General features: G+C 74.5%; 8 protein-coding genes. 3 read left to right on the top strand and 5 right to left on the bottom strand.

The genetic code is table 11. The annotated features are described in order from the left end of the window. The coding region (locus ACFV2S_RS23265; protein ID WP_385562247.1) for a PQQ-binding-like beta-propeller repeat protein at nt 1-1,502 on the top strand (1,502 nt) is incomplete at its 5' end. Nucleotides 1,503-1,532: 30 nt separating this feature from the next. On the opposite strand, the gene ACFV2S_RS23260 is transcribed toward ACFV2S_RS23265, so the two are convergent. Further along, nucleotides 1,533-2,201, bottom strand: a complete 669-nt coding sequence (locus ACFV2S_RS23260; RefSeq protein ID WP_385562244.1) for a hypothetical protein — start codon at nt 2,199-2,201, stop codon at nt 1,533-1,535. Nucleotides 2,202-2,291: 90 nt separating this feature from the next. Between ACFV2S_RS23260 and ACFV2S_RS23255 the strand changes: the two genes are divergently transcribed. Continuing rightward, nucleotides 2,292-2,846: a hypothetical protein gene (locus ACFV2S_RS23255; RefSeq protein WP_385562240.1), complete on the top strand. Its 555-nt coding sequence runs from the start codon at nt 2,292-2,294 to the stop codon at nt 2,844-2,846. Nucleotides 2,847-2,939: 93 nt separating this feature from the next. Here ACFV2S_RS23255 and ACFV2S_RS23250 read toward each other — a convergent pair whose 3' ends face one another. From ACFV2S_RS23250 to ACFV2S_RS23240, 3 genes are read right to left on the bottom strand one after another with little or no spacing between them, the layout of a single operon-like run. After that, nucleotides 2,940-3,716 (bottom strand): enoyl-CoA hydratase/isomerase family protein, encoded by a 777-nt coding sequence (locus ACFV2S_RS23250; RefSeq protein ID WP_385562237.1) that lies wholly within the window; start codon nt 3,714-3,716, stop codon nt 2,940-2,942. Beyond that, nucleotides 3,713-4,138: a Zn-ribbon domain-containing OB-fold protein gene (locus tag ACFV2S_RS23245; protein ID WP_383796673.1), complete on the bottom strand. Its 426-nt coding sequence runs from the start codon at nt 4,136-4,138 to the stop codon at nt 3,713-3,715. The genes ACFV2S_RS23250 and ACFV2S_RS23245 overlap by 4 nt, the downstream gene beginning before the upstream one ends. Before the next feature lies 1 nt (nt 4,139). Further along, a complete protein-coding gene (locus tag ACFV2S_RS23240; RefSeq protein WP_385562232.1) occupies nt 4,140-5,282 on the bottom strand; it encodes a lipid-transfer protein in 1,143 nt (380 codons plus the stop codon). Nucleotides 5,283-5,372: 90 nt separating this feature from the next. Here ACFV2S_RS23240 and ACFV2S_RS23235 point away from each other — a divergent pair, with 90 nt between their 5' ends. Further along, nucleotides 5,373-6,932, top strand: a complete 1,560-nt coding sequence (locus tag ACFV2S_RS23235) for a FadD3 family acyl-CoA ligase (RefSeq protein ID WP_385562272.1) — start codon at nt 5,373-5,375, stop codon at nt 6,930-6,932. A gap of 111 nt (nt 6,933-7,043) precedes the next feature. Here the strand turns inward: ACFV2S_RS23235 and ACFV2S_RS23230 are convergent, their stop codons facing one another. Next, the gene (locus tag ACFV2S_RS23230; protein ID WP_385562229.1) at nt 7,044-7,214 is read right to left on the bottom strand and encodes a hypothetical protein; all 171 of its coding nucleotides are present in this window, start codon (nt 7,212-7,214) and stop codon (nt 7,044-7,046) included. Nucleotides 7,215-7,425 lie beyond the last annotated feature (211 nt).

Raw genomic sequence — 7,425 nt, 5'->3', positions numbered from 1 at the left:
CGGCGGACCCGCCGGGCCCGCGCCAGGACCCCCGCTTCCCGGACCGCGCGCCGGAGCGGCCGGAGCGCGCCCCGGACCACGCGCCCGTCGGCGGCCGGCACGCCGGTCCCGTCGAGAGCGCGGGCGGTCCCGTACGCCTCGGCGGCGCGACCGTGCCGATCGGTCCCGGTCCCCGGGTCGCCGACACCCGCGCGGCGCTCGCCGTCGGCCGGGGCGCCGACGCGGGCCCCGCGACCGGCTGGATCCGCCCGCCCGGCGGCGGCCCGCACGGTGCCGAGCACGCCCCGCAGCACGGCTCCCGTCCGGTGCCCCCGCAGGGCGCCGACCCGGCGGCGCCGCAGCCCCCGCCGGAGCCCGGCCACTGGCGGCCCTGGCGCTTCCGCATGTCGAACGACGTCTGGGGTACCCCGGTCGTCGACGGCGACCTGCTGTACGTGACCTCGTTCGAGGTGCACGCCCTGGACACGGGGAGCGGCCGGCGGCAGTTCAAGACCCGGGACGTGGCCTGGTCGATGGCCGTGGCCTCGGGCCGCATCCACGCCTCCGACGGGCCCACGCTGTACGCCCTCGACGCCACCGACGGCAGCGAGCGCTGGCGACTGCAGACGGACGCCTGGGTGTACTCCCTCCAGGTCGACCGGGGCACGGTCGTCACCGGGACGCGCGGCGGCGGGGTGCAGGGCTGGGAGGCCTCGAACGGCGCCAAGCTGTGGGAGGTCACCGGCGCGCAGACCGACTTCGAGACCCCGGAGGCGGGGCCCGCGGTGCACGGCGACACCGTGTACGTGTGGCGGGACGCCCGGCTCCAGGCCCTCGACGCCCGCACGGGCGTGGAGCGCTGGTCCTACCCGATCGGGGACGCCGCCTCCTGTGCGAACGTGCCCGTCCGGGTGGCTCCGGCCGAGGACGGCTGCGTGTACGTCTCCGCCGGGACCCGGGTGCTGTCGATCGACATCGCCGGCGGGCGCGTCCGCTGGCACTTCGAGGCGCCGGCCGTGTTCCTGTCCCCGCCCGCGTTCGCGCCGGGACCGGCGGTCACCGGCGGCGGGGTGTACCTGTCGGACCACCTCGGCACGGTGTACGCGCTCGACGCGACCACCGGGCAGGACCGCTGGCGGATCGCGACCGAACCGCGCCAGTCCGCCGAGCCGGTCCTCGTCGCCGACGGCAACGTCCACGTCGGCAGCGGCAGCGCGCTCTACACGCTCGACGCGGTCACCGGCACCCCCCGGTGGCGGTTCGCCGCGGGCGGCGAGCTGGTCGGCTCCCCGGTCGTCGCCGACGGCCGGGTGCACTTCGGTTCGGCCGACCACGTCCTGTACACCCTGGACGCGACCGGCGGACAGCTCCGCTGGAAGCTCGCGACCGGCGGCGAGATCACCGGCTCGCCGGTGGCGAAGGGCGGTGTCGTGTACGCGTGCAGCAAGGACCGCTGTGTGTACGCGCTGGACGCGGTCAAGGGCACGGCGACCGGCAACCGGGGCGCGACGGCCCGCCCGTAGCCGGACGCACCCGAACCCGCCGCTCCCGGACTAGCTCCCGGGCGGCGAATTCCTCCGTTCCGGGTCCGGCGCGGGCGGCGGCCCGCCGGGCACGTCGAGGGTCCGGGTCTCCGCGTACGGAGCGTCCGGGGCGTCCGGGGCGTCCGGGGCGCCCGGGTACGGCGTCTCCGGGTACGGGGCCGGGGTCTCCGGGCGGGGCTCCGGGGCCGGACCCGCGGGACCGTGGGACACGTCCACCCGGTGGTGGCGCGGGCGCCGCCCCGACATCACGAGCGCGCCCAGGAGCAGCAGGACCCCGCCGCCGAGGGCGTTCGCGACGCCGTCGCCGAGCCCCGCGCCGTCCGGGCCGACCGCCAGGCTGCCCTCGGCCTGGCCGACCCGCACCATCCACAGGACCGTGAATCCGAGGACGACGAGCCCGGCGAGGGCAACGAGCAGGCGGGAGCGGAGCAGGACGCCGACGAGGGTGACGAGCGCGGCGAACGCGAAGGGGAGCAGGATCGACCCCACGACGTCGGCCTTCGCCTGGGTGATGCCGGTGAACAGGTCTCCGATGGCGTAGTCACGCCCGTGACGGCCGTCGTACCAGGCACGGAAGGGGCTCCAGACGGCGGCCGTCGCTCCGGCGAGAGCCAGGACGGAGCCGGCGATGTTGCGGATCATCGATGCGGCCTCCTCGGCGGTCCGGCTCTCGTTCACGACGCTACGCCGGGTGAGGGGGGCCCGCCAGATGGCGCGGGAACGGCGCTAGTGTGGCGCGGACACGACAGAAAGGACGAGGGTGCGGCGATGGTAAGGACGCGTCTGAAGCTCGCGGCGACGCTCACGGTGGTGGTCCTCGCGCTGACCGGATTCCACACCGGCAAGGGCGGCCACGGCAGCGGCGGCGGCAGCGGGAAGAGCAAGAGCGGCAAGAGCCGGAGCCACTCGGGCTCCCACGACGACGACGATTCGGGCGGCGGCTGCTCCAGCGACGAGAAGAGCAACGACGACTACAGCGGTTCGGGAGGCTCCACGGCCTCCGCCAGCCCTTCCCCCACCTCGGCGGCGGCCGAGGTCGTGGTCGTCGACTGCGTGAAGCCCGCCCAGAAGAAGCGAAGGGGCAGGCCCGCCCGGAAGGCGGACACCACGTCGACCCTGCGGATCACCTCGCACGACGCGCTGGAGGGCACGTACGAGGTGACCCTGGAGTTCAAGGGCGCCACGGGGTCGGCGGTCGACTCGACGACGGCCCTCGTCACCGTCGGGGCCTACGACGAGAAGACCTTCGAGGTCGCGATGAAGAACCCGAAGACCGTCTCGTCGGTCAGGGACTGCTGGGTGTACGACGTACGGAAGAAGTAGCGGCGCCGGGGGTCGGTTCCAGCGGATCGGCGTCGTGCGCAGTTCGCGGTGTTTCATCAAACGAAGATCCCTTGAAACAGGCCTTCGCGTCCGCTACCGGAGCCGGTGTCCGCCACCCCTCCGGGTGAACAGCTCCGTCTGCCGGTCCGCCGGGAGGTTCCCGAGCGTCACCAGGTGCGGGGCGTGGGCGAAGGCCTGGGCGCGGGCGGCCCCGTCGACCGACCACAGCGCACGTACCGTCCCCTGCACGGCCTCGGTCGGGTGGGAGGCGATGACGGCGGCGGCCGCCCGCGCGGCGTCGAGCGCGCCGCCCGGCGGGGTCAGCTCGGTGACCAGCCCCGTCTCGTACGCGCGCCGGGCGGAGATCCGCTCGGCGGTGCCCATGAGGGCCATCCGGGCGACCTCCCCGTACGGCATCCTCCGCATCATGTGGATGGTCTCGAAGGCGCTGACCATCCCGTAGGTGGTGTGCGGGTCGAAGAAGGCGGCGCCCTCGCCCGCGATGACGAACTCCGCCTCGCCGAGCAGGTAGAACGCCCCGCCGCAGGCCATGCCCTCGACCGCGGCGATCACCGGCTTCCACAGGTCGTTGGCCTTGGGGCCGAGGGTGAGGAGGGGGTCGTCGATCGTGTACGGGGACGAGGGCTGCGGGATCCTTCCGGCGTCCTCGCGGTCGATCCCGGTGCAGAAGGCCCGGCCGCCGGCCCCGGTGACGACGATCGCCCGGACGTCGTCCTCGTACCGGAACCCCTTCCAGACGGCGGCGAGTTCGCGGGCCATCTCCAGGGTGATCGCGTTGTGCTTCGCCGCCCGGTCGAGGGTGACGACCGCGACGCCCGTCTCCTTGTCGCGCTCGACGCGGATGCTCACGCGCGCTCCAGGAGCCAGCGGGGGACGGAGACGCCGTCGATCTCGGTGAAGGCGACCCGGACGGGGGCGCCGATGCGGAGCCGGGCCGGGTCGACCGAGTTCAGGGGGGCGTCCGGGTCGGCCACGACGTTGCCGGCGAGGCGGATGCGGGGGGCGTCGGCGAGCTCGACGAGCACCGCGTTGTACGGGGCCTGGGCGGCGTAGTCGGGCAGGAGCGGCGGGTGGGGCAGGACGTACGACCAGATCCGGCCGCGCCCCGACATGAGCCGCCACTCGCTGTCGAAGGACCGGCAGTGCGGGCAGCAGGGACGGGGCGGGAAGCGGAGCTCGCCGCAGGCGGCGCAGGCCTGGATCCGGAGTTCGCCGCGGGCGGTGAACTCCCAGAAGGGGGCGCCGTCTTCGTCGATGACGGGGTTCAGCATGTCAGCTCCTGAGGAGAATCGCCGATGTGGGGACGCCCTCGCCCGCGGTGACCAGGCAGGTGGCCGCGTCGGGGACCTGGGCGGTGGAGGTGCCGCGGAGCTGCTTCACGCCCTCGTTGATGAGGTTGAAGCCGTGCACGTACGCCTCGGAGAGCCCGCCGCCGCCGGTGTTGAGCGGCAGCCGGCCGCCGATCTCCAGGGCGCCGCCCTCGGTGAAGGCGCCGCCCTCGCCGCGTCCGCAGAAGCCGTAGCCCTCCAGGGAGAGGGGGACGAGCGGGGTGAAGGCGTCGTAGATCTGGGCGACGTCGACGTCGGCGGGCCCGAAGTCGGCCTGCTTCCAGAGGTGGCGGGCGGCGGTCCAGGCGGGGCCGGAGAGCGGGTCGTCGTTCCAGTAGTTGACCATGCCGTGGTGCTGGGCGGGCAGGCCCTGGGCCGCGGCGTGCACGTAGACGGGCTTCTGCCGGCAGTCGCGGGCGCGTTCGGCGCTCACGATCACGCAGGCGAGGGCACCGTCGGTCTCCAGGCAGTTGTCGAAGAGGCAGAGGGGTTCGCTGATCCAGCGGGCGGTCATGTACATCTCGCGGGTCAGCGGGCGCTCGTACATGATCGCGGCGGGGTTCTGGTTGGCACGGTTGCGGCAGGCCAGGGCGACGTTGAAGAGGTGGTCGCGGGTGGCGCCGTACTCGTGCATGTAGCGGCGGGTGAGCATGCCGATCTCGTCGGCGGGGCGGAGCAGGCCGAAGGGGCGGGTCCACTGGCCGGGGGTGGGCAGCTGGACGGCGGTGTTCTTCCAGGGGCGGGGTCCCGAGCCGCGTTTCCTGGACCGCCAGGCGACGCCGACGCTCGCCTGCCCGGTGGCGATCGCGGCGGCGAGGTGGCCGACGGTGGCGCAGGACCCGCCGCCGCCGTAGCCGACCTTGGAGAAGAAGGTGACGTCACCGGCCCCGATGGCCTTCGCCACCTCGACCTCGTCGGTCTCCTCCATCGTGTACGAGGCGAAGGCGTCGACCTCGGAGGGGTCGATGCCGGCGTCGTCGAGAGCGGCGAGGATCGCCCGGCAGGCCAGGGCCCTCTCGGTCTCGGGGAGCTGTTTCGCGAAGGCGGTCTGTCCTATGCCGACGATGGCCGTGGCGTCCTTGAGCACCGAACCTCCTCATGGGGCAGCACTGCTGACAGCGCGTCAGGCTACAACTAATCTGACGGATAGTCAGCTACAGGGAGGTTGGGTATGGACCTGCGCGGCGACCTGGAGTGGGGCACGATCCCCGGGCTCGTACGGGCGGCGGCCGAGCGGTACGGGCCGCGGGAGGCCGTCGTCGACGGCCGCGTCCGCGTCAGCTACGCCGAACTCGGCGCACGCGTCGAGCGGGCGGCCGCCGCCTGCCTCGCCACCGGGATACGGACCGGGGACCGGGTCGCGGTCTGGGCCCCCAACACCCTCGACTGGATCGTCTCCGCCCTCGGCGCGGTCACCGCCGGAGCCGTCCTCGTCCCCCTCAACACCCGCTTCAAGGGCACCGAGGCGGCCGACGTCCTCCGCCGCTCCCGGGCCCGGCTGCTCTTCGTCACCGGCACCTTCCTCGGCACCTCGTACGTGGCCTCCCTGCGCCGCTCCGGAATCGCGCTCCCGCACCTGGAGAAGGTCGTGGTCCTCGGCGACACCGCGCCCGACGAGGCCGAGTGGACCACCTGGAAGGCCTTCCTCGCGTCGGGCGACGGCGTCCCGGCCGCCCGCGTCCGCGCCCGGGCCGACGGGATCGGCCCCGCGGCCCCCTCCGACATCATCTACACCTCGGGCACCACCGGCCGTCCCAAGGGCGCCGTCATCAGCCACGCCCAGTCCCTGCGCTGCTACGCGGTCTGGTCCGAGCTCGCCGGACTGGCGGAGGGCGACCGCTACCTCGTGGTCAACCCCTTCTTCCACACCTTCGGCTACAAGGCCGGCATCCTCGCCTGCCTGATGCGGGGCGCGGTGATCGTCCCGCAGTCCGTCTTCACCGTGGACACCGTCCTCGCCAACATCGCCGCCGAACGCATCACCGTCCTCCCCGGCCCGCCCACCCTCCACCAGTCGCTCCTGGACCACCCGTCCCGCCCCGCGGCCGGGCCCTCCACCCTCCGCCTGGTCGTCACGGGCGCGGCCGTGGTCCCGCTGCGGCTCGTCGAGCGCCTGCGCGACGAGCTCGGCGTGGGGACGGTCCTCACCGCGTACGGCCTCTCCGAGGCGAGCGGCGTCGTCACCATGTGCCGCCGCGACGACCCCGACGAGACCGTCGCCACGACCTCGGGCCGCCCGATCCCCGGCACCGAGGTCCGGCTCTCCGACTCCGGCGAGGTCCTGGTCCGCGGCCACCACGTCATGAGCGGCTACTTCGAGGACGAGGCGGCGACGGCGGCGGCGATCGACGCGGACGGCTGGCTGCACACGGGCGACATCGGCGTCCTGGACGAGGCCGGCAACCTCCGGATCACCGACCGGCTGAAGGACATGTTCATCGTGGGCGGCTTCAACGCCTACCCTGCCGAGATCGAGCAGCTCCTCGGCCTGCACCCCGACATCGCGGACGTCGCCGTCATCGGCATCCCGGACCCGCGCCTGGGCGAGGTCGGCAAGGCCTACGCGGTCCGGCGGGCGGGGGCCCGGGTCACGGCGGACGACCTGATCGCCTGGTCGCGCCGGGAGATGGCGAACTACAAGGTCCCGCGCGAGGTCGAGTTCGTGCCGGAACTGCCCAGGAACGCCAGCGGGAAGGTGGTGAAGGGGGAGCTGAGGGAGCGGGCGGCGACGGGGTGACGGACGGGGAGGCGCGTCGGGTGCCACGCCTCCCGGACGGACGCCGGCCCGTCGGCGGGGCGGGCCCCTCACCGGCGGTGCCGGCGTGGACGCCCGGTCCGGCGGCGGCGATCAGGTCGCGTGGATGTTGTCCGTGCCGAGGTCCGTGGCCGGGACGTCCTTCGTGGGCGGAGCACCGGTGAGGTGCGGGTCGGCCGGTGCCGGAGAGGCGACGACGGCGGCGACGGCGAGGGCGGCGGCGGCGAGGACGGCGCCGATGAGGAAGCGCTTCGTGCGGGTCATGTCCAACTTTCCGTGGAGGCGGGGCGATGCGTACGGGCGTGGTCGGGGGGAGCGGGGCCCGGCCGCGCACGGCGCGGACGGTCCCGTCGTGTGCCGAACCGACGGGGTGGGGGGGGGGGGGGGGGGGGCCCCCCCCGGGCGGGGGGGGGGCGGGGGGGGGGGGCCGGGGGGGGGCGCCGCGTCCACCCCCGCGGAGGCGGGGGGGGCCCCC

The organism is Streptomyces sp. NPDC059695 (assembly GCF_042733785.1).
Lineage (GTDB): Bacteria > Actinomycetota > Actinomycetes > Streptomycetales > Streptomycetaceae > Streptomyces.
This window is presented reverse-complemented; position numbering and strand designations above follow the sequence as displayed.

What these genes read in the sequence shown, in the direction of transcription:
- ACFV2S_RS23255 (WP_385562240.1), top strand. Translation starts at nt 2,292, where the DNA reads ATGGTAAGGACGCGTCTGAAGCTCGCGGCGACGCTCACGGTGGTGGTC.
- ACFV2S_RS23245 (WP_383796673.1), bottom strand. Translation starts at nt 4,138, where the DNA reads ATGCTGAACCCCGTCATCGACGAAGACGGCGCCCCCTTCTGGGAGTTC.
- ACFV2S_RS23230 (WP_385562229.1), bottom strand. Translation starts at nt 7,214, where the DNA reads ATGACCCGCACGAAGCGCTTCCTCATCGGCGCCGTCCTCGCCGCCGCC.